A 20,456-nucleotide genomic window follows, 5' to 3' on the forward strand; every position below is an offset into this window, starting at 1 on the left:
CGGATGTCATTGCATGATGATTCCGCCCCGCACGCCCTGATGGTCGCTGTAGAGCGAGAAGGAGTGTCCTTTGGAGCTGCAGCTCAGGCCGGGGCCGGAGTAGTGGCCGCCGGTCGACACGCAGGTCGCTCCGGCGTGGTCTACCCGAATGCTCGCGTAGCCCTCGCCGGTCTTGACATCGGACATGGCCGGGTTTCCGCCCGGCAGGGTGAAGGCGCCGGGCGCCTCGCCCGGATGGGCGGGCAGCCAGGGCTGGTCGATGACCACCTGGGCGACCGGGATGAACGGCAGTGGCAGGTAGGTGTTGCCGACCGGGACGCTCGGGTACCTGCTCGGGGTTACGTCGCAGCCGACCGTGCCGTCGCCGGTGATGGCGCAGTTGACCTCGGGGCCGTAGCTGAAATACACGGTGTCGGGGGCCGCGTCGGCGGCTTGGGTGGCAACGGTGAACGCGATCGGAGCGGCGGCGACGATGGTCAGAACTCGTGCACACGCGCGGGTGGTGGTGCTCATCGGCTCTCACTCTCACATAGTCGGGACTCCAACTGCTCGATGCATGGGTTCGCCTGCATCTCGATATCGGCCATATCGGTAGCTGAGTATTAGCCGTTACGAATACATAGCGCACGTGATGTGTAACCTACATCACATCTTGGAGTTACCGACGCGTCGAAGATTCGGAAGTCTCCGACGCCGATAAGGCGGGCGCCGGAGATTGGTGCCCGCCTTGTGGTTTCGGAACGGTATGGATGAATTTCCAGTTCGCAGCGGCACTTTCGGCCAGCGGCGATGCTCAGGCGGTCAAGGTGAATGCGGCGGTTCGCACCACGTCGCCGTGCCGGAAATCCAGGAACAGCCGGTAGGTTCCGGGGCCGGGTACGGCCGTGTGGAAAGTGATGTCCGGTCCCGCGGCGGTGACCCCGTCACCGGGCTCGCCGTTCGGGTGGACATGGACGTAGGCCAGATCGCCCGCGCGCAGGATTACCAGATGCCCGTATGCGGCCAGGTAGGGCTGTAGATCGGTGACCGGCGCGCCGTCCTTGTGCACGGTCAGCGTGAGCATGCGGCCGGTGCCGGGTACGAGATCGCCGTCGAGGGTCACCTTGTAGCCGTCCACGGTCGCGGTGCGGGTAACCGCCGGAAGCGGTTGTGGCGCATAGTCACCCGCGACGGCGAGGTCGGCGCCGAGGGTGATGGTCCGGCCGAGGGCGCGCGGGGCGATATCGGTGAAGACCCGGTAGGCGCCCGCGTCGGGAAGATTCAGCCGGACCGTCCAGGTGCCGTCCGCGGTGAGTTCGGGGTGGACGTGCCAGAACCCGGTCAGCTCGCGCCGCGCCACGATCAGATGTAGCTCGCGATCGTGCAGCGGTGCGTAATCGGTGACCGGCGCACCGTCGGGTCCGAGAATCCGGAACCGGAAGTCGATCTCGCCGGGGTGGGCGATCGGCTCCGCGAGCGCCAAGGTGTATCCGTCCTGGGTGATCTGGAGTCCGCCCGGCAGTGCGCCGCCGTGCTGGGCGTGATCCCCGTGTGCGCCATGGTGATTGGTGTGGGTCTGGGTGGTCATCACTGGGGCCTTTCCGATCTTGCGACGCTTCGACACATGCGAAATTAATACCCCATAGGGGTATATACAAGTGGGCGCTCTATGATGCGCGTCACGCGCTGGGAGGGGCCGGGATTTCCCGGCCCCTCGGTGCTCAGCGCACGTACGAGACGACGCTCATCATGCCCGCTTCACCGTGATATGCGTTGTGGCAGTGCACCATCCATTGGCCCGGGTTGACGGCGTCGAAGTCGGCCTCCAGGGTCTGCATGGGCAGGACGATCGAGGTGTCCTTACGGGGGCCGTCGCCGGTCGGGTTCACCACCTGGAAGGTGTGGCCGTGCAGGTGCATCGGGTGGAACATCATCGTGTTATTGCGGAAGCGCAGCCGGATTCGCTGTCCCGCAACCACATCCAACGGAGCGTGGTCAGGGTAGGCCTGTCCGTTGATGGTCCAGAGGTATTTGGTCGAATCCGCGCCGAGGGCGATGTCCAGTGTCTTGTCGGGTTTGCGGCCGGGCAGACGGACGGAGTCGGCGGCCCTGAGCCCGGCCCCGGTCAGCGGCGGCGCGGTGAGTTCGGCCGGTCGGATATCGGCGGGGGGAGTGGTGCCGCCGCCGGTTCGGATCAGCGAGAAGCCTTGTCCCGCTTTACCTTCGGCCGAGGCGACAAGCGGGAAGACGCCATCGGCGAGCTCGACCATCACGTCGTAGCGTTCGCCCATGGCGATTAACAGGCTCGATGTGGTGATGGGTTGGACGGGATAGCCGTCGCCGTGGGTGACGCGCAGCCGGTGGCCGCCGAGGGCGACGCGGAAGACGGTGTCGGCGGCGGCGTTGATGATCCGCAGTCGCATGCGCTGGCCGGGCCGGGCGGTGAAGGTCGTTGGGTCGGCGCCGATTCGGCCGTTGATCAGGTAGTGGGGATAGTCCCCGACATCGCCGGTGTCCGAGCCCAGCGGTGCGTCCGGGTCGGTGGGCATTGTCATTGTGCCCATGCTCATTCCGCCGGATCCGCCCATATTCATGCCCGACATACCCTTGGCGCGCAATTGCTCCAGCTGTCGGTCGGGATCGCGCCCGTTGACACCGTCGAGCCAATCATCCAGCACGACAACGGCTTCCACGTCGTAGTCGTTGCCATCCGCGGGGTCTTCGACGATCAGCGGCGCGTACAGGCCTCGGTCGAGCTGAACCCCGACGTGGGGGTGGAAGAAGTAGGTGCCCGCGTCGGGGACGGTGAATTCGTATCGGAAAGTGCCGCCGGGTGCGATCTCCGGTTGTGTGACGCCGGGCGCGCCGTCCATATCGTTGCGCAGCGCGAGCCCGTGCCAGTGGATGGTCGATGGCGCGGGCAGTGAATTGGTGAAGTCGGCGCGCAGCACCTCACCACGCGCCAGCCGAATTTCCCTGCCGGGCAACGCGCCATCGAACGTCCAGGTCGGCACCTGGACGCCGCCGAGGTCCACCGTGGTCGGTTGGGCCCGCAGCGCTACCGTACGGACCTTGGCGTCGGCGGCGCGGCGGGCCTTCTCGGCCGCGCGAACCGGGTCGGAGTCGGGTTGGACGAGCGTGCGGGTGGAATTGTCACCGCATGCGGCGAGGCCGATTGCCGCGGCGGATGCGCCGAGGGCGAGGAAGCCGCGGCGGGTGAGCTGGAACGGAAACTGGTTGGCGGACATGGGTTCTCCCTGGTCGATGCCGATTCTGGGTGTCGTTGAATGCCGCCGCCACAGCAGGTGGTAGCGGCGGGATCCGTCAGATCCGCAGAATCGACAATTCGGCGAGGGAAGGCGCGGTCCGGGGCGGTGGCCGTTCGGCGTGCGCCGACCAGCGGGGGATCGGTGGCAAATGTCCGTCACCGATGGTGGTGAGCCGATAGAGCAGCATCAATCCGATCGCGAACACCAGCGCGGTCAGGATGAAGACACACGGATGCGTCGCTTCGTGGTGCACGGTCTTGCCATCCGGCTGTGCGTGATCGATGTGCTCGGGTACGGACGCGACCATGGCCATGCCATGCTGCTCGGCCTGATTCGAGCCGGATCCGAGCGAGAACAGGCCGACATGCATCACGGCCACCGCGCTCAACAGCACCAGCAAACCCAGCATCCGGACGGGTCCGGACACTCGACGGGGGCGATGCTGGTCGACCACGCCGCCAGCATAGCGTTATAACCCCTCGGGGGTATATAGCGCTTCGCTGAGCGGTTGCTCCGTATGGAAGCCTGCCGCGGGCACCGCCTCCTCGATGAGGTCGGCGGCGCGACGGGTACCGCCCTCGGTCAGTGCTTCGGCGCGCAGCAGGGCCGAGCGGCGGGCCACCTCCGGATCCGAGGTGAGTTCGGTCAGCGCCGCCCGGAGAGCTGCGGCGGTAGCCGCCACGGTATCGATTCGACGGGCCACGCCGAGCTCTACCAGGCGGTCGGCGTTGATGAACTGTTCGGCGGCCTGCGGTACGGCGATCATCGGGACGCCCGCGAGCAGCCCTTCGGCGCTGCCACCCATGCCCGCGTGCGTGACGAAGGCATCGGCCCGAGCCAGGATCGCCCGCTGCGGAACCCAGGAGTGCACTTCGACATTGGGCGGTATCGCGCCGAGTTCCGCAGGGTCGGTGTGCTTTCCGATCTGGAGGACGACATGCCAGCCCGGCAGATCGCCGTAGGCGCGCAGGCACTGGCGGTAGAACTCCGGTTGGCGGGTGTACGCCGAACCGAGCGAGATCAGCAGAACCTTTTCCGCATCGGCGGGGCGGGTCCAAACTTCTGCGCCCGCACCGACTTCGAAGCATGGGCCGACGAATGTCACTGTGCCGGTGTCGACTTGATCGGCGTGCGGTTGCATTGCTCGGGGAATCATGGCCAGTGCTCGGCCGGGCGGTCCGGCGAAGGCGTCCACATCGGTGGTGGACGCGCCGTTTTCGGCGAGCCATCGAGCGAACTTTGTCAGGTAGGCGTCGGCTCCCGGGAGCCGACGCAGCGGTGCCGCGACCTCCTCGTCGTAGCCCTTCCACGCCACGAAGGTCGGGGACAGTTGGATGAGCGGGCGGTCCTGGATTTCGGCGATGGCGCGGGCGGCATACGCGCCGATGTCGTACAGGTAGATGTCCGCGCGGTCGTTGTCGTAGGCGGCGCGTAGCTGCGGGAGTGCGTGAATAGCGTTGTCCAGGAAAAGATTCTGTATATCGACGGGGTCGGCCGGCCAGCTGTTGTCGGCGACCGGCAGTAGGGAGGCACACGGCACGAATTCGGCGCCGGTGGCGGTGATCAGCTCCGCGACGGCCGGGTCGTTCGCGTAGGTCACGCGATGGCCGCGGGCCACCAACTCGCGGATGATCTCGAGACTCGGCAGCACATGGCTGACGATCGGGATGCCGACCATCGCGATATGGATCGGGCGCGAGGGCATCAGTTCTCCACTCGATTCGTAAGGGGCGCGGTAACTTCGGGAGCGACGGCCGCCAGATCGTCGATGCTGCCGGACATGATGATTCGGACGTGCTCAGTGATGTGCTCGAGCGGCCAATCCCACCAAGCCAGCGCCAGCAGCCGGGCGACATCCTCGGCGGGATAGCGAGTCCGGATGAGGCGGGCCGGATTTCCGCCGACGATGCCGTAATCGGGAACATCGCCGGTGACCACCGAACCGGTGCTGACGATGGCGCCGTTGCCGATTCGCACACCGGGCATCACCGTCACGCCGTTGCCGATCCAGACGTCGTTGCCGACGACGGTGTCACCGCGGTTCGGCAAGTTGCTGACCAGGTCGACGTGCCGCGACCATGAACCGCCCATGATCGGGAAGGGAAATGTGGACGGGCCGTCCATGCGGTGATTGGCGCTGTTCATGATGAACCGCACGCCGGTGGCCAGCGCGCAGAACTTGCCGATGATCAATTTCTCGGGTCCATAGTGGTACAGCACATTTCGGGTTTCGAACGCGGTCGGGTCGTCCGGGTCGTCGTAGTAGGAGAATTCGCCGACCTCGATCAGGGGCGAGGTGACAAGCGGCTTCAGCAACACCACGCGCGGCTGGCCCGCCATGGGATGTAGCGCGGTAGGGTCTGGCATGGCGAAACTCCTTGGGTAAGTTGATATTCGGACTGTCAGGCCGCGGCCCGGGCCGGTGCCCGCATGGCGAGGTGCGCGCCCTGCCAGCGCTGCCGCAGCCGCCGGTCGTGGCTGACCACGATGAGCGCGCCCCGGTATTCGGCCAGGGCGGCCTCCAAATCCTCGACCAGGCCGGGGGAGAGGTGATTGGTCGGCTCGTCGAGCAGCAGGATCTCCGACGGCTCGGTGACCAGGCGCGCGAGCGCCAGCCGCTGCCGCTGACCCGTCGACAGGTCGGCCACGAGCGTCGTGAGCTGGTCGCGGCGGAACAGTCCGAGCGAGAGCAACTGTTCGGCGACGTCGCCCGAGCGTCCGCGGCCGAAGGCGGCCAGCAGCGTCTGTCCGGCCACGGCGGGCCCTGGCTCCTGCGCGAGATAGCCGATCCGGCCGTGGCGGGTGACCGTGCCGCCATCCGGTGCGAGTTCACCGGCGAGCACCCGCAGCATGGTGGACTTGCCCGCGCCGTTCGGGCCGGTGAGCAGCAGGCGATCGCCCGCGGCGACCGTGATGCTCGTCCGGTCGAGCCGTCCGTGCACGGTGATGTCGGTGGCGTCGATGACGACGCCGTTCGCCCGTCCAGCCCGAACCGCCGCGGTGAAACGCAGCGGTTCCGGTGGCGGCGGCACCGGGTCGGCGAGCAGGCGGCGCAGCTTCTCCTCGGCATTGCGGACCCGGCTGGCCAGCGACTGCTGCACCCGCCCGCCCGCACGGTCGTAGGCCATCTTGTTGTTGTCCCGCATCGCACGTCCCGGGGCGACCTGACGCGCGGTGGTGGCGGCGGATTCCCGCAGCCGATCGATATCGGCCTGCCACTGGGCATACGACTGCGCCCACCGTGCCCGCGCCGCCGCCTTCTCGCCGAGATAACCGCCGTAGCCGTTGCCATAGCGGACCACGCGGTGGGTGTCCGCGTCGACCTCCAGCAGGCTGGTCGCGATCCGCTCCAGGAAAACCCGGTCGTGCGAGACCGTCACCGTGGTGCCGGGACGGGTGCGCAGGTGGTCCTCGAGCCAGGTCATGGCGTCGTCGTCGAGATGGTTGGTCGGCTCGTCGAGCAGCAGCACCTCGGTGCCCGCCGCGAGCAGCGCGGCCAGGCGCAGGCGAACCTGCTCGCCGCCGGACAGTCCGCCGACGGTGCGATCGCGGTCGACCAGGCCCAAACCCAGTCCGTGCAGGGCACGTTCGACCCGCGCGTCGGCGTCGTAGCCGCCGCGCAGTTCGAAAACCGTTGCGATCTCGCCATATTCGGCCATCGCGGATTGGTCGCCCTCGGTCATCGCCTGCTCGAGGCGGCGCATCCGGCGTTCGAGCAGGCGCAGCTCGCCGAGCGACCGGTCGATCACCTGCCGCACCGTCAGATGCGGTGCGAGCCGTTCATCCTGTGCGAGATATCCGACGCCGCCGTCGGTTTGGACGACGATCTCGCCCCGGTCGGGTCGCACGCGTCCCGCGAGGATGCGCAGCAGGGTGGTCTTACCGGACCCGTTCTCGCCGATGATCCCGGTGCGCTCACCCGCGGCGAGTGAGCAGTTCACCTCGTCGAGGACGAGACGACCGTTGAAGGATTTGCCGACCGCGTGCGCGGTGATCTGTGTTGGCATGTGCACTCTCCGAAGCATTCGAATACGACGCGGCCGTCATGGACCGCATGGCCGGGCGAACACCTCGGAAGAACATCGGCAAACCTCACTAGTGCGACGACTGTTGCATTAAGATAGTGCCACACGCCGTCCCATCGAGCAACCGGGAATATCGACGATGAGTTCTCCACCCAGCGAGTCACCCACGCCGCGGCCCCGGCCGGGCGGCCGGACCGCTCGCATCCGCGCCCAGGTACTCGACGCGGTCAGCGCCGAGTTGACCGAGCACGGCTACGACGCGCTCACCATCGACGGCGTCGCCGCTCGCGCCGGGGTGCATCGCGCGACGGTGTATCGCCGCTGGCGCGATGTCGGCGGCCTGATCACCGACGTCTTCGCCGCCGCGAGCGACCTGGACTGGCATCCGCGCGATACCGGTTCCCTGTGTGGCGATCTGGCGGCGCTCAATCAAGAGATCCAGGATTCGCTGACCGAGAAGTCATCGATCGCGACGGCATTGATCGCGGTCTCGTTCCGTTCCGAGGAGGCCGCCCGAGCGCTGCGGCGACTGTGGGAGGACCGGTATACGCAGTGCGAGATCGTCGTCGAGCGAGCGGTGGAGCGCGGTGAAATCCCGGCTGATACCGATGCGCGCGCCCTGCTGATAGCCGCTACCGCACCGCTTTATCACCGGCTGGTTCTGCTGCGGGATCCGGCAGATCCTGGCCTGCCCGACCATGCCGCGGCCGGCGCGACCCTCGCTGCACAGGCCGGTGCGTTCAGGCGCGCCGGGTGATGTGAATCGTCCCGTTTCAACATATAGGGCATTGGCGGGCTTGCGGCAAGACCCGGTACGTAGTGCAGAATCGCTGGCCTGAGTCGGTATGGAAGTAATGAGGTGTGCGTGGGTACCAGTGTGGTAAGCGGAGTATTCGATGCCGACGTGATCATCGTGGGTGCGGGTCCGACCGGTTTGATGCTGGCGGCCGAGCTGCGTTCGGCCGGGGTGCGGCCGCTGGTGCTGGAGCGTCAGCCCCGGCCGCGCGACACCCCGAAGGCCGGTGGGCTCGGCGGTCAGATCCTGGAACTGTTGCGCTATCGAGGTTTATTGGATCGTTTCGCCGCGGCATGCACCGATCCCATTCCGGCGCCGCGGTTTCCGTTCGGCGGTGTGCACGTCGACCTGACGTCGCTGACGGATTCGCCGATGCACGCGTTGCCGCTGCCGCAGCAGTCGCTCGAACGACTGCTCGGTGAGCGTGCCGACGAACTCGAGGTGGATATCCGCCGCGGGCACGAGGTGATCGGCGTGCGCCAGGACGCCGATATGGTTACCGCTCAGGTGTGCGGGCCTGCGGGCGAATATCAGGTGATCGCACGGTATCTCGTCGGCTGCGACGGTGCGCGCAGCCGGATTCGCGATCTGGCCGCGATTCCGTTCCCCGGCAACACCTACCCCGAGGTCAATCGGCTAGCGCAGGTCACGTTGCCCGATTCGGTGACCCGGTTGGACAACGGCGATCTCGAGGTTCCCGGATTCGGAACTGTCCGTGCGGGTTTCACCCGCACGGAAAACGGCCTGTTCGGACTGGGTAGTTCGCCCGATTCCGCGGTGGTTTCGGTCTACACGACCGAGGAGGAGACCGCCGAATACGACGATGACATCCCGCTGACCGTCACCGAGATGCAGGACAGTATCCACCGGGTGCTCGGTGCGAACCTGCCTGTGGTGCAAGCACTTCGGCTGTCACGCTTCACCTTCAAGGCGCGGCAGGCCGAACGTTACCGCGACGGCAGGATCCTGCTAGCCGGTGACGCGGCCCACCTGTTTCCGGCCACCGGCGTCGCGATCAACGCGGGCATGCTCGACGCGGTCAACCTGGCCTGGAAGCTGGCCGCCGAGGTGCACGGCTGGGCGCCCGAGGGTCTGCTGGACAGCTACCACGACGAACGCCACCACGCGGGCGAGCGCACCATGCTGCACACCCGGGCGCAGGTTGCGCTGCGGCGCGGCACCGATCCGGCCGCCGAGGCGCTGCGAGAAGTGTTCCAGGAACTGCTCATCGACGAACAACCCCTGCGGCGGATGGGTGCGCTCATCGCGGGCGCCGATATCCGCTATCGGCTGCCGAACCCGAACGGGCACCCGCTGACCGGCACATTCGCACCCGATCTCGCCCTGCGCACCGAAGCGGGTGCGAGCAGCGTCGCCGAACTCATGCACAGCGCACGGCCCGTGCTGCTCGATCTCGCCGACCGCGCGGAACTGCGTGCCATCGCCCGGGATTGGCAGGATCGAGTCGAAATCCGCAGCGCTACAACCGAAAACCGACCGGCGGACGCCCTGCTGATCCGTCCGGACGGTCACATCGCCTGGGCCGCAACCATCGACGAACCCGGCGATACGGGGCTGCGGGAGGCGCTGTCGTCCTGGTTCGGCGCACCGGCCACGGCGTCGCTCGGCGCTCGGCAGTCCTGACCGCTCGGCAGCAGACCATTCGGAGCACCGACACATGTCGAGGGTCGGCACGCGCGGCGTCGGATATCCCTTCGCCGTGTATGGAACGACAGACAGGATTTTGATGAAACATCAAGTCATTCAGGAGTTCTCGGTGTCCGCCGCCGAGGCGGGACCCTATGGAATCGCCACGGGCGCCGATGGCGCGCTCTGGCTTACATTGGTGCACAGCGGTGAGATCGCCCGGCTGTCCGTTGATGGTGCCGTGCAACGGTATTCGGCGGGAGGCGCAGGATCCCGTCCGAGCGTCGTCGCCGCTGGCGCCGACGGCGCCCTGTGGTTCACCCGGTCCGGTGACGATCACATCGCGCGCAGCACCACCGACGGCGACCTGACGGCGTTCGAATTACCCTCGGGCAGTGGGCCATTCGGAATATGCGCGGGTCCCGACGAGGCCATGTGGTTTACCGAGATGAACGCCGATCGCATCGGCCGGATCACCGCCGACGGTGCGGTCACCCACTTCGATCTGCCGGTTCGGGGCGCGTTCGCGTCCATGATCACCGCGGGTCCGGACGAGGCGCTGTGGTTCACGCTCAACCAGGCCGAGGCGATCGGACGCATCGACCTCGGCGGCGAGATCACCATCTACCCACTGCCCGATCATGGTGCTCCGGTGGGTATTACCCGGGGCGCGGATGACGCGCTTTGGTTCGTCGACATCGCCGCCGGCCGGATCGGCCGCATCGACCGCGGCGGCGTCTTCCGCATGTTCCCGCTGCCCGACCCCGCGGCTAGACCGCATGCCATCGCGGCACTGCCGTCCGGCGACTGCTGGTTCACCGAGTGGGGCGCCAACCGGCTCGGGCGGATCGACGCCACCGGCGTCGTCACCGAATTCGACCTGCCGACACCGGCATCCGAGCCGCACGGCATCACGGTCGGCCCGGACGGCGCGGTGTGGACGGCGTTGGAGATCGGTTCGGTCGCCCGCATCGCGCCTTGAATCACGATCGGCCGCAACGCATTACAGCCCAGCATGTGCGGACGATCGCGGCGGAATAGGCACGCGATCGGCCGCGCATGCCGGACTCACCCGAAGAACGCCGTCAGTTGCTCGACGACGAATTCGGGCTGCTCCTCGGCGATGTAGTGCCCGCTGCCGGGGACGGCGACGACCCGCACGTCGGTACCCTTGTCGGCCATCTGTTCCCGCAGCGCGGAGTAGCTATCCGCACCGGCGAGGGTCAGGATCGGGGTGGTCACCGGCTGGTAGGTCGCCAGATCGGCGACGTCCTTGCGCATGGTCTGATACCAGCGGTTACCCGCGCGGATGGCCTCGGGCGAGTCGTAGGCGGCGGCGTATACGCGGCGGGCTTGTTCGTCGACCGAGGCCTGGTCGGCCAGCATGTGGCCGTACAGCCAATCGATCAACAGCCGGAATCGCCCGTCCAGCAATCGTTCCGGCAGTTCCGGGAGTTGATTGAGCGCGAACCACCACGGATATCCGCCCCGGCCCTCGGTGAGCGCGGCGACCTGTTCGTCGGAGGCCGGGAGCATCGGGATGGCCAGCCATGACGCGTCGGGTACGCCCATATCCATGGTGACCAATCGGCGTACGACGGCCGGGAAGTTGGCGGTCAGGTGATAGCCGAGGGAGGCGCCGATATCGTGTCCGGCGACGAAGGCCGACTCGTAGCCGAGATGGCCGATCAGCGCGTGGATGTCGGCCGCCATGGATTTCTTGTCGTAGCCGGTTTCGGGTTTGGCCGATCCGCCCATTCCACGCAGGTCGACCGCGATCACGCGGTAGCGACGGGCCAACGCGGGCATGATCTTTCGGAATTGCCACCAGGTTTGCGGCCAGCCGCCGAGCAGGATCAGCGGATCGCCTTCGCCGCCGCTCACGTAGTGCAGCCGTATCCCGTTGACCTCGGCGTGCGTGCTGGTGAACGCGCCGTCCAGCGAGGCGGCCAGTTCGGCGTCGGTGGGGGTGGAAACCATGATGATGAATCCTTTATTTGAATGTTCGGTCAAGAAAATGGACATGAAGAAGCCCCTTCCGGAGAAGGGGTTGAGTCAGGCGAGCAGCGCGAGGGCCTGTTCGACCGTGTCGTCGAGGAACCGTTGGCGCAGTGCGGTTTTGCCGACCACCCGCATGCCCTGTAACAGGGTCACCAGGAAGCGCGCAAGCGCCACCGGGTCGCGATCGGCGGGCAGCTCGCCCTCGGAGCGCGCCCGCATCAGCGTGGCCGTGATGGCGGTCTCCATGATCTCCAACCCGGATGTCACGATGCGGCCCGCGCCCTCGTCGCCGGGCAATTCCACTGCGGTATTGGTCATCAGACACCCTTTGTGCTGGTCATCGGTCAGCGACATTTCCGCGTACCACCGCACCAGGTCGCGCACCGCGTCGAGCGAGGAGCCGGGCGCGCTCAGCCGATCGAGCAGTCCGGCGCGCGAATCATCCACATACCGTTCGACCGCGGCCAGGAACAGATCCCGTTTACCGCCGAACGCCAGATAGATGCTCCCGCGCCCTAAACCCAAGTGCGCCACCAGATCCTGCATGGAGGTCGCCTCATACCCCTGACGCCAGAACAGCTCCATCGCCGCCCACAACGCTGTGTCCTGATCGAACTCCTTCACCCTGCCCACGGTTGTAGACCCTACCGTTACTTGACCAAACGTTCAAATAAATCGCGCCAGGGATCGCCGCCGGGCCAGCAGTACCGTCGACCACTCGAGCCGATCATTCCGAACAGAATGAGCTCGCAAGACTTCCGGAAGCCGCTGGCCTGCGCACCGGGTCGGTATCTTCATCCCGGCTTCATGAACCGCCGATATACCTTGCCCCGCAGCCCGTCTCGCCTCGGTCGGTCTGCCTACTCCGACGACAAGGAATCCTCATGCGCGTTTCAGCCGGTCGATCCGTCCGACGTGTGGCGATCCTGACCGCACTGCTCGCTGTCACGGTGGCGGCGGGGTGCTCCAGCAATAGCGGCACCTCCAGCACTTCGACCATGGACATGCCGATGAGCGGCTCGCACAAGCCGGTCGCCACCACCGACGCCGATTGGAAACCGGTCACCGACGCGCTCGGGCGGACCGGAAAATTCGGCGACAACAACACCGTCTACCGGATCCCGCTGGTCCGGTCGGACCTGCACGTGCAGTCTCAGGGCGTTGACATCAAACCGGGCCTGTCGCTCGGCGGCTACGCCGCGTTCGGTAAATACGACGACGGCGCTATGGTGATGGGCGATCTGGTCGTCACCGAGGAGGAATTGCCGAAGGTCACCGATGCCCTGCACGCCAACGGTTTGCGGCAGACCGCCCTGCACAAGCATCTGCTCGGACACTCCCCGCAGGTTTGGTGGACCCATATCGAGGGCATGGGCGACCCGGCGCAACTGGGCAAGGCCATGAAGGCCGTCCTCGACGCCACCTCCATCGCCCCCGCCGCCGCACCGCCCGCCCAGCAGCCGCCGGTCGATATCGACACCGCCGGTGTGGACGCGGCGTTGGGCCGCAAGGGAACCGCCGACGGCGGCCTGTTCAAATACAACCTCGCCCGCGCCGAAACCATCAGCGACAGCGGACATGTGCTGCCTCCGACCTTCGGCGTCACCACCGTCATCAACTTCCAGCCGACCGGTGCCGGCGGGGCCGCCGTCAACGGCGATTTCGCGCTTACCACAACGGAAGTCGACAAGGTGATCGAAGCACTGCGAAAGGGCGGCATCGACGTGGTCGAACTGCACAACCACATGCTCACCGACGACCCGCATATCTTCTTCCTGCACTACTGGGCCGTGGACGACGCGGTCACCATCGCCAAGACCCTCCGCACGGCTCTGGACGCGACAAACCTCGCGAAATAGCAAGAGTTCCAACAGGTTCAGACAATCCAGAAATGGGTGACGCCATCAACCGCCGGGCCGGTCGTCGTCATCCGAGTCGGCCGCTAGCGCGGCGCCGACAGCGTCACGGTGACCAGGAACCCGCCGCCGGGGTGGTTGGCGGCGGTAATGGTCGCCGCATTGCGCTGTGCGAGCGCGGTGACGATGGCCAAACCGAGCCCGCTGCCACCCCGGGTTCGCGCGGCGTCCGCCCGAGCGAACCGCTCGAACGCATGCGGCAGAAACTCCGCATCGATGCCGGGGCCATGGTCGCGGACGGTGACGATCACCGCCGTACCGCCGGTGTCCACGCGGATGTCGACCGGCGGCCCGCCGTGCTCGATGGCATTGTCGACCAGGTTGGTCATGATGCGATCCAGATCCTCCGAGTCCGCGGCGGCCCGCGCCCCGGGCGGACAATCGACGGTGATATCGCGAGCCGCCACGCCGTACCGCGCGACCACCGCGTCCAGCAGCGGCGGCAAATCGACCACCGGCAGCGGTGATCCGGGATCGCGAGGCCGGCCTGCGGTGGCCGACAACATATTTCGGGCCAGCCGCGACAGCCGTTCGGTCTCCTCCAGCGCCGAGCGCAAGGCATCGGTGAGTTCGGCATTGCCGCGCGGCCTGCGCAGCGCGAGTTCTAGCTCGGTGGTGAGCAGTCCGAGCGGGGTGCGCAATTCGTGACCGGCATCGGCGACGAATCGTCGCTCCCGGTCGACCGCCTCATACAACCGTGCCAGCTGGTCGTTGAAAGTGATTCCCAGCCGGGATATTTCATCGTTCGCCGCCGGAATCGGCAGGCGCGCGGCCGGATCCGTATGCGTGATCCCCGCGGCTCGCGCCCGCATCCGCTCCACCGGACGCAGGGCCGCCACCGCCAGCGCATACGCCCCCACCGCGGCCGCCACGAGCACCAGCGGAAATGCGATGACGAGCTCCCGCGCCAAATCCGCGACCGCCGCGTCACGATCGGCGAGGCTGACCACGACCACCACGATCCGATCCTGGGGCGCGCTCGTCGCGGCCAACCGAACCGGCCCCGGCAGGTCCGCGGCGGCCGGATGATCGGCGATCACGGTGCCACGCCGAGCGGCGGCCAACTCGGTATCCGAAAGAACCGACGGCCCAGGAAGTTCCGCCGTCGCCGCGACCACATGTCCATCGGCCGTGAGGACCTGCACCGCGGTATCCTGGCTCGGCCCCGGCAGTGTCGGCTCCACGGCCGCGGCGACCGGACGGAGCTCGGTGAGTTGGTAGGTCAGCGACTCGGTGACCGACGTGTCCAGGAACGAGCGCATGTGTGCGACGGTCGCGTAGCCGATCACGGTCAACACCACGGCCATCATGATCGTGAACGCGGCGGTGAGGCGGATCCGGATCGGCCAACGGCGGATCATCGCGCTCGCCCGCCGTCCTTACGCAACCGATATCCGACACCGCGCACCGTCTCCAGCGAGGTTACCCCGTACGGCCGGTCGATCTTGTCCCGCAATCCCCGCACATGCACGTCGACGACATTGGACCGCGACTCGAACGCGAAATCCCAGCAGTGCTCGGTCAGCGCCTCCCGCGTCAACACCGTTCCCGGCTGCGTCAGGAACATCTCGAGCAGAGCGTATTCCTTTGCGGTCAAAAGAATTTCGTCATCGCCACGCCAGCAGCGCCGCTCGGTGGTGTCCATCCGCAGATCCCCGGCCACCAGCATCGTCGGCCGCGGCACCGGACCACGCCGGATCAGTGCGCGCAGCCGGGCGAACAACTCGTCCAGATGGAACGGCTTCGTCAGATAGTCGTCCGCCCCGCCATCCAACCCACTAACCCGGTCGCGCACCGCGCCGCGCGCCGTCAACAACAGCACGGGCACCCAGATCCCTTCCGCCCGTAGCTGTTCGCATACCTCGAATCCGCTTCGGCCGGGCAGCATCACATCCAACACGATCGCGTCGTACAGGCGGCTGGCCGCCACCCCGTACCCGTCGAGCCCATCGACCGCGACATCGACGGCATACCCTTCTTCGGCCAAGCTCCGCCGCAGCAACTCGGCCATCTTGGGCTCATCCTCGACAACCAGCACACGCATGGGCGGCACGCTCCCATCTTCATCTCGGCTTCATCGAAGACCGATACACCAGGTGCGTGCGGACGCGTCCTCGTCTCGGATACAACTAGACCACAAGATGTCAGCGGAAGGAGGTATCCAACGCCGATACCTTGCCGCGCAGCGGAATTCCCGGCCGACAGTCACGTCGTCGTAACGGCCTTGCCTCGGCGAAAGACATAGCTGCTCGGGGGATGTGGCGGTCCGCAGGCCGGAATCACCCCGACGACAAGCGACTGCGGCCTACGGATCGGAACCGACTGCTCGATGAAACTCTCAGCCCTACGGAGTGCTGCCCTTGCCGGTGCCGTAACACTCACCGCCGCACTGTCTTTGGTAATGCACGGCGCCACCGCGTCGGCAGGCCCGGAGAAGCCTTCCGCGGTCACCTCCGTCATCAAGAACGGTCGTACCTGGCATTTGAAGGTGTACTCGGCGGCGATGGGCAAAGATATCTCCGTCGATGTCCAGCGTCCGGCCGACGAATCCACACCCGCCCCGAACCTGTACATGCTCAATGGTCTCGACGGCGGTGAGGGCACGGCGAACTGGAAGGCGCGAACCGATGCGTTCGGCTGGCTGGCCGACAAGCAGGTCAACGTGATTCAGCCGATCGGCGGTTTCGGCAGCTACTACGCCGACTGGCTGCGACCCGATCCCCAACTGGGCGTGAACAAGTGGAAGACCTTCTTCACCGAGGAACTGCCCCCGCTGTTGGACGAGACCCTGCACTCGACGGGCCGCAACGCCATGACCGGTCTGTCGACCTCCGGCACGTCGGTGCTGGCGTTGGCCGAGGCCAAACCGGGCCTGTGGAAGAGTGTCGCCGCCTACAGCGGGTGCGCGCAGATCGCCGACCCGATGGGACAGCAGTTCGTCAAACTCTCCGTCGAAGCCTGGGGCGGCGGCAACACCCTGAATATGTTCGGTCCGGCCGACAGCCCGTTGTGGGCCGCCAACGACCCGGTCGTCAACGCCGAGAAACTTCGCGGCACCCAGCTCTACATCTCCAGCGGCAGCGGCATCCCGATGGCCGACGACGTCAACTACTACCTGAACAATGGCGGACCGACGACCCTCGCACTCGGCGTGATCATCGAGAGCGCCGTGAACGGGTGCACCCACAATTTGAAGACCCGCCTCGACGCACTGAACATCCCGGCCACCTACCAATTCGACCCGGTCGGAACCCATTACTGGCCCTACTGGGAAAAGGCGCTGCACGAATCGTGGCCGATGCTGGCACAGGGCATGGGCCTGACGATATGAACGACCCGGGTCGGGGCGTGATCACACCTACGATTCCTGCGCGCGGCCGACTCCACCGCCCTCGATCGAACACCCACCGACCCGGACATCATCACGGCGCGCTGACCGATCGACGCGGGCAGAAAATCTAGCATCGCTAGACAAAGTAGCGGAGTAATGTTACCGTTGCTCTAGTTTCTAGCGATGCTAGATTTCGGGAAAGGGAAGCCGAAATGCTCATTGTCACCGGCCAGATCATCGCCGCCGTCGCCGTTCTCGCCAATGCGGTGGTCTATGGCACCGATGCCTCCGTGGCCCTGATCACCCGGTCGGTATACCGCAAGCTCGATGACGCGACCATGACCATCAGTGCGGGATGGGGTCACTACTACGGCGATAAACGCATGCCGGTGTTCGGTGCGGGCGGTGCGGTCACCGCGGTGCTCACGCTGGTGATCGCGCTGTGGGCCGGGCAGATCGGAGCCGCTGTCGCGGCGGGGATCACGGTGGCGGCGCTGCTGACCTGGCTCGCCTTCTACGTCCGCGTCGCCAAACCGATCAATTCCCAGCAGACCGCCGCCGCGCAAAGCGGCATCATTCCGCCCAATGCCCGTGCGCTGCAGGACAAGTGGGACAGCATCCTGAAGTACCGGGTCACCCTGCAGTTCATTGCCATCGCCGGACTGTGCGCCGCGCTAATCCTGTTCTGATCCCGAAGCGCCCGAATCGAATTCACCGAGGAGTACCGACATGACCTTCACCAGCAACGAACAGCTGTTCCTGTCCGAGGCCGGAATCGGCCGGCTGGCAACGGTATCGCCCGACGGCGTCGTACAGAACAACCCGACCGGCTATCGGGTGAACGCCGACGGCACGATCGATATCGGCGGCATGCGAATGCGTGCCAGCCGGAAGTACCGCAATGTCGAGGCGGGCAGCCGGGTGTCGTTCGTCGTCGACCAACAGGTTTCATTGGAGCCGTACGTGATTCGCGGCATCGAGGTACGCGGCACGGCCGAGGCGCTCGACGACGAGGAGCCGCCGTTCCCGCCCCAGGAACGCGCGGTCATCCGGATTCACCCCGAACGAATCATCTCCTGGGGCATCGACGGCGGTCCCTTCGAGTTCACCAGTCGCGTCATCGAGTAGTGCTCAGTCGGCCACCCAGCTGCCGTGGAAGCCCAGCGGTACCGGTTTCGGAAGGTGGATGCGGGCCAAGGGATTTCCGGTGAAGTCCTGGGCGGAGAGGATCACCAGGTCCGAGGCATTGCGCTCCGGATTGTTCACGTAGGCGAGTGCGTAGCCATCGTCCTCGGTCTTGCTCTGCGCCGCCGGCACGAATACCGCTTCACTGGCGGCCGCGTTCGGGCCGAACCGGTGAACTTGCGAATTCCCTTCGGACAAGTCGTGTTTGATCAATGCATTGCCGAAGGAGTTGGCCGGCTTGTCGAGGTACGCGTCGAACAGGTCGCCGGGCGAGGCCGAGTAGCCATACCGGTGCCTGCGCGACACCAGACTTTCCTTGACACGCGGGAACTCCTGCGGCCGATCGTCCAGCACGCGCCGCCGCGCCTGGCCGAGCGCCAGATCGATTGTCCAGCGCTCCAATACGGGCGTGCCCGAGGCCGACGGTCCGCCGAAACCCTGCTTGCCCGCTACCTCGAATGGCGCCGGAAGCGTTGTCAAATCCACTGTCACCGTGGAGCCTTCGTCGTAGGCGTTGAGCGTGTGGGAGTAGAACACCGGATCCACGGCGAACCAATTGACCGGGCCGCCTGCCCGATCCATGACTCCCACCCTGGCCGGGTGGTCGACGTTCCATTTGTAGGGCACCGCCTTGCCCGGTTGGGGGTCGAATGTGACCGGTACATCGAAGATCACCACATAACGCTCGGTGAGCGCGAAGTCGTGCATCATCGGATGGTCGGCGACCTCGATCCGGGTGGTCCGCACCACGCGGCCGGACCGGTCGACGACGAGGTGCCGCACGTGGTCCCAGGTCGGGTGGTAGGTCACCGCGTGCAGTTCGTCGGCCTGCTCGTCGAATTTGGTGTGCGCGGTGTAGGCGCCCGTCAGCGATCCGCCGAAATCATAGGGCCCCAACGTGTTCAACTCGCTGTCGAGTTCGTACGGCGGCGGCCCGCTCTCCTGCAGCGTGAGAATCCGGCCATGGTGGTTGATGACGTGCGTGTTGGGCGCGAAGTCTTCCGCGGGCACCTGCCACCGGTACGGCTCACCCAGCTTTGCCGCGACCCCGGACGAGCGCACCCAGCGGTTGCGGTACCACTCGGCCCGGCCGTCACGCAGCCGAACGCCGTGCACCATGCCCTCGCCCAACATCCAGTGGTGCGCGCGCGGATCCTCCAGGCCGAGCACGTTGGGCCCGGTGCGTAGATAACACCCGTTGAGCTCGCTCGGGATGCGGCCGGTGACCGGTAGCGCGAACGCGGTGACTTCCTCTCGCACCGGCGCGAAGGCGCCCTCGAGGAACGGGTACCGCTCTTGGCCGGCGCCGGCGGTCGGCGCGTCGAGGTTGGCCGCTGTCGCTCCGAGAACGGTCAACGCGGCCGCACCTCGAAGGATGTCGCGCCTGCTCGATTCCGCCATGTCGATCCTCCGAATCAAATTTAATAGTGTGTGCCATGAACAGTTTATGGCTTTACCTGTTTTGGATGCAAGGATGTCCCGGTGGACGAGGACAGGATCGAGTTGCTGCCGCCCGGCACCGCATTGGCTTGGGGGCATGTCACGACGCCACGACGAGGGCCGAAACCGGCCTATAGCGTCGCGCAGATCGTCGCGGCGGCCCTCGCTCAGGCCGACGCCGAGGGCTATGCGGCGCTGTCCATGCCATCGATCGCCATGCGTCTCGGCATCACGGCCAACGCGCTCTATCGGTACTTGCGCTCCAAGGAGGAACTCCTCGTCCTGACCGCGGACGCCGGTTGGGGCCTGCCGCCGGAACCGCTGCCCGAAGGCTGGCGTACCGCGGTCACCGCCTGGGCGCGCGCTCAGCTGGAGCGCATCCGCGTACACCCCTGGCTGATCGAGCTCCCGGTGCGCGGCGGGCCCACCACACCCAACCAACTGCGCTGGCTGGAAGTCTTTCTGGACGCGATGGCCGACACCGGGCTGGACAACGAGGACCTGGTGGGCTGCGCCATGCTGGTCGACGGCTGGGTGCGCAGCACCGCATCCCTACTTCGCGACGTGCGCGCGAGCGTGCCCGACGAAAACGCCCGTGCGCTGGCCGAATTCCTGCAGCCACGACTGCTCGAACGCGGCTACCCACGGGTCGCGGCCATCCTCACCGACAGCCGCTACCGCAAGGGCGGTATGGACGACACCGATGTGGAGTTCGGCCTCGGGCGGATCCTGGACGGCATCGAGGCGCTCATCAGTCGCCGCGGCAGGCACTGAGCCCGAAGCAAGGTGCCGCACCGCGGCCCGTCAGGTGCTCGAAAGGCGTTGGTCTCCCATACGTTGTCGATACCGCTTAACCTCGCTGGTGCA

Annotated in this window: 20 protein-coding genes; 8 read left to right on the forward strand and 12 right to left on the reverse strand. The window is 66.5% G+C overall.

What is annotated here, in order from left to right:
• Nucleotides 1–6 precede the first annotated feature (6 nt).
• The 7 genes from F5544_RS04175 to abc-f form a co-directional block, all read right to left on the reverse strand.
• The gene (locus F5544_RS04175; RefSeq protein WP_167471942.1) at nucleotides 7–513 is read right to left on the reverse strand and encodes a hypothetical protein; all 507 of its coding nucleotides are present in this window, start codon (nucleotides 511–513) and stop codon (nucleotides 7–9) included.
• A gap of 280 nt (nucleotides 514–793) precedes the next feature.
• Nucleotides 794–1,567 carry a hypothetical protein gene (locus tag F5544_RS04180; protein WP_238847077.1) on the reverse strand — a complete coding sequence of 258 codons (774 nt, stop codon included), beginning with the start codon at nucleotides 1,565–1,567 and terminating at the stop codon, nucleotides 794–796.
• Nucleotides 1,568–1,700: 133 nt separating this feature from the next.
• Nucleotides 1,701–3,227, reverse strand: coding sequence for a multicopper oxidase family protein (locus F5544_RS04185; RefSeq protein ID WP_167471943.1), 1,527 nt, complete (start codon nucleotides 3,225–3,227; stop codon nucleotides 1,701–1,703).
• Nucleotides 3,228–3,303: 76 nt separating this feature from the next.
• The gene (locus F5544_RS04190) at nucleotides 3,304–3,702 is read right to left on the reverse strand and encodes a DUF6153 family protein (RefSeq protein WP_167471944.1); all 399 of its coding nucleotides are present in this window, start codon (nucleotides 3,700–3,702) and stop codon (nucleotides 3,304–3,306) included.
• Nucleotides 3,703–3,717: 15 nt separating this feature from the next.
• On the reverse strand, nucleotides 3,718–4,953 hold the full coding sequence (locus F5544_RS04195; RefSeq protein ID WP_238847078.1) for a macrolide family glycosyltransferase: 1,236 nt from the start codon (nucleotides 4,951–4,953) through the stop codon (nucleotides 3,718–3,720).
• Entirely contained in the window at nucleotides 4,953–5,615 is a 663-nt protein-coding gene (locus tag F5544_RS04200) for a CatB-related O-acetyltransferase (RefSeq protein ID WP_167471945.1), read from the reverse strand. The genes F5544_RS04195 and F5544_RS04200 overlap by 1 nt, the downstream gene beginning before the upstream one ends.
• 35 nt (nucleotides 5,616–5,650) lie before the next feature.
• The gene (gene abc-f, locus F5544_RS04205) at nucleotides 5,651–7,255 is read right to left on the reverse strand and encodes a ribosomal protection-like ABC-F family protein (RefSeq protein WP_174867267.1); all 1,605 of its coding nucleotides are present in this window, start codon (nucleotides 7,253–7,255) and stop codon (nucleotides 5,651–5,653) included.
• 157 nt (nucleotides 7,256–7,412) lie between these two features.
• Between abc-f and F5544_RS04210 the strand changes: the two genes are divergently transcribed.
• The 3 genes from F5544_RS04210 (at nucleotide 7,413) to F5544_RS04220 (ending at nucleotide 10,698) form a co-directional block, all read left to right on the forward strand.
• Entirely contained in the window at nucleotides 7,413–8,030 is a 618-nt protein-coding gene (locus F5544_RS04210) for a TetR/AcrR family transcriptional regulator (RefSeq protein WP_167471947.1), read from the forward strand.
• A gap of 108 nt (nucleotides 8,031–8,138) precedes the next feature.
• Complete coding sequence (locus F5544_RS04215; RefSeq protein WP_238847079.1) at nucleotides 8,139–9,713, forward strand: FAD-dependent monooxygenase; 1,575 nt, start codon at nucleotides 8,139–8,141, stop codon at nucleotides 9,711–9,713.
• A 103-nt stretch (nucleotides 9,714–9,816) separates the two neighbouring features.
• Nucleotides 9,817–10,698: a virginiamycin B lyase family protein gene (locus tag F5544_RS04220; RefSeq protein WP_167471948.1), complete on the forward strand. Its 882-nt coding sequence runs from the start codon at nucleotides 9,817–9,819 to the stop codon at nucleotides 10,696–10,698.
• 86 nt (nucleotides 10,699–10,784) lie between these two features.
• Here F5544_RS04220 and F5544_RS04225 read toward each other — a convergent pair whose 3' ends face one another.
• On the reverse strand, nucleotides 10,785–11,696 hold the full coding sequence (locus tag F5544_RS04225) for an alpha/beta fold hydrolase (protein ID WP_167471949.1): 912 nt from the start codon (nucleotides 11,694–11,696) through the stop codon (nucleotides 10,785–10,787).
• 75 nt (nucleotides 11,697–11,771) lie between these two features.
• Nucleotides 11,772–12,350, reverse strand: coding sequence for a TetR/AcrR family transcriptional regulator (locus F5544_RS04230; RefSeq protein ID WP_167471950.1), 579 nt, complete (start codon nucleotides 12,348–12,350; stop codon nucleotides 11,772–11,774).
• A 251-nt stretch (nucleotides 12,351–12,601) separates the two neighbouring features.
• Here F5544_RS04230 and F5544_RS04235 point away from each other — a divergent pair, with 251 nt between their 5' ends.
• Nucleotides 12,602–13,576 carry a DUF1259 domain-containing protein gene (locus F5544_RS04235; RefSeq protein ID WP_167471951.1) on the forward strand — a complete coding sequence of 325 codons (975 nt, stop codon included), beginning with the start codon at nucleotides 12,602–12,604 and terminating at the stop codon, nucleotides 13,574–13,576.
• Nucleotides 13,577–13,659: 83 nt separating this feature from the next.
• Here the strand turns inward: F5544_RS04235 and F5544_RS47000 are convergent, their stop codons facing one another.
• The gene (locus F5544_RS47000) at nucleotides 13,660–14,994 is read right to left on the reverse strand and encodes a sensor histidine kinase (RefSeq protein WP_167471952.1); all 1,335 of its coding nucleotides are present in this window, start codon (nucleotides 14,992–14,994) and stop codon (nucleotides 13,660–13,662) included.
• Nucleotides 14,991–15,677, reverse strand: coding sequence for a response regulator transcription factor (locus tag F5544_RS04245; protein WP_167471953.1), 687 nt, complete (start codon nucleotides 15,675–15,677; stop codon nucleotides 14,991–14,993). Before F5544_RS04245 ends, F5544_RS47000 begins: the two co-directional genes overlap by 4 nt.
• 285 nt (nucleotides 15,678–15,962) lie before the next feature.
• On the opposite strand from F5544_RS04245, the gene F5544_RS04250 reads away from it, so the two are divergent.
• From F5544_RS04250 to F5544_RS04260, 3 genes are all read left to right on the forward strand, one after another.
• Complete coding sequence (locus F5544_RS04250) at nucleotides 15,963–16,964, forward strand: alpha/beta hydrolase (protein ID WP_167471954.1); 1,002 nt, start codon at nucleotides 15,963–15,965, stop codon at nucleotides 16,962–16,964.
• Between the two features lie 212 nt (nucleotides 16,965–17,176).
• Nucleotides 17,177–17,653 carry a DUF1772 domain-containing protein gene (locus F5544_RS04255; protein WP_167471955.1) on the forward strand — a complete coding sequence of 159 codons (477 nt, stop codon included), beginning with the start codon at nucleotides 17,177–17,179 and terminating at the stop codon, nucleotides 17,651–17,653.
• 40 nt (nucleotides 17,654–17,693) lie between these two features.
• Nucleotides 17,694–18,092 (forward strand): PPOX class F420-dependent oxidoreductase, encoded by a 399-nt coding sequence (locus F5544_RS04260; protein WP_167471956.1) that lies wholly within the window; start codon nucleotides 17,694–17,696, stop codon nucleotides 18,090–18,092.
• A gap of 3 nt (nucleotides 18,093–18,095) precedes the next feature.
• Here the strand turns inward: F5544_RS04260 and F5544_RS04265 are convergent, their stop codons facing one another.
• Nucleotides 18,096–19,505, reverse strand: a complete 1,410-nt coding sequence (locus tag F5544_RS04265) for a carotenoid oxygenase family protein (RefSeq protein ID WP_238847080.1) — start codon at nucleotides 19,503–19,505, stop codon at nucleotides 18,096–18,098.
• A gap of 126 nt (nucleotides 19,506–19,631) precedes the next feature.
• On the opposite strand from F5544_RS04265, the gene F5544_RS04270 reads away from it, so the two are divergent.
• Nucleotides 19,632–20,363: a TetR/AcrR family transcriptional regulator gene (locus F5544_RS04270; protein WP_167471958.1), complete on the forward strand. Its 732-nt coding sequence runs from the start codon at nucleotides 19,632–19,634 to the stop codon at nucleotides 20,361–20,363.
• Nucleotides 20,364–20,456 lie beyond the last annotated feature (93 nt).

The sequence above is a fragment of the Nocardia arthritidis genome, from assembly GCF_011801145.1.
Lineage (GTDB): Bacteria > Actinomycetota > Actinomycetes > Mycobacteriales > Mycobacteriaceae > Nocardia > Nocardia arthritidis_A.

What these genes read in the sequence shown, in the direction of transcription:
- F5544_RS04185 (WP_167471943.1), bottom strand. Translation starts at nt 3,227, where the DNA reads ATGTCCGCCAACCAGTTTCCGTTCCAGCTCACCCGCCGCGGCTTCCTC.
- F5544_RS04200 (WP_167471945.1), bottom strand. Translation starts at nt 5,615, where the DNA reads ATGCCAGACCCTACCGCGCTACATCCCATGGCGGGCCAGCCGCGCGTG.
- F5544_RS04245 (WP_167471953.1), bottom strand. Translation starts at nt 15,677, where the DNA reads ATGCGTGTGCTGGTTGTCGAGGATGAGCCCAAGATGGCCGAGTTGCTG.
- abc-f (WP_174867267.1), bottom strand. Translation starts at nt 7,255, where the DNA reads ATGCCAACACAGATCACCGCGCACGCGGTCGGCAAATCCTTCAACGGT.
- F5544_RS04210 (WP_167471947.1), top strand. Translation starts at nt 7,413, where the DNA reads ATGAGTTCTCCACCCAGCGAGTCACCCACGCCGCGGCCCCGGCCGGGC.
- F5544_RS04225 (WP_167471949.1), bottom strand. Translation starts at nt 11,696, where the DNA reads ATGGTTTCCACCCCCACCGACGCCGAACTGGCCGCCTCGCTGGACGGC.
- F5544_RS04220 (WP_167471948.1), top strand. Translation starts at nt 9,817, where the DNA reads ATGAAACATCAAGTCATTCAGGAGTTCTCGGTGTCCGCCGCCGAGGCG.
- F5544_RS04180 (WP_238847077.1), bottom strand. Translation starts at nt 1,567, where the DNA reads ATGACCACCCAGACCCACACCAATCACCATGGCGCACACGGGGATCAC.
- F5544_RS04250 (WP_167471954.1), top strand. Translation starts at nt 15,963, where the DNA reads ATGAAACTCTCAGCCCTACGGAGTGCTGCCCTTGCCGGTGCCGTAACA.
- F5544_RS04195 (WP_238847078.1), bottom strand. Translation starts at nt 4,953, where the DNA reads ATGCCCTCGCGCCCGATCCATATCGCGATGGTCGGCATCCCGATCGTC.
- F5544_RS47000 (WP_167471952.1), bottom strand. Translation starts at nt 14,994, where the DNA reads ATGATCCGCCGTTGGCCGATCCGGATCCGCCTCACCGCCGCGTTCACG.
- F5544_RS04235 (WP_167471951.1), top strand. Translation starts at nt 12,602, where the DNA reads ATGCGCGTTTCAGCCGGTCGATCCGTCCGACGTGTGGCGATCCTGACC.
- F5544_RS04255 (WP_167471955.1), top strand. Translation starts at nt 17,177, where the DNA reads ATGCTCATTGTCACCGGCCAGATCATCGCCGCCGTCGCCGTTCTCGCC.
- F5544_RS04175 (WP_167471942.1), bottom strand. Translation starts at nt 513, where the DNA reads ATGAGCACCACCACCCGCGCGTGTGCACGAGTTCTGACCATCGTCGCC.
- F5544_RS04260 (WP_167471956.1), top strand. Translation starts at nt 17,694, where the DNA reads ATGACCTTCACCAGCAACGAACAGCTGTTCCTGTCCGAGGCCGGAATC.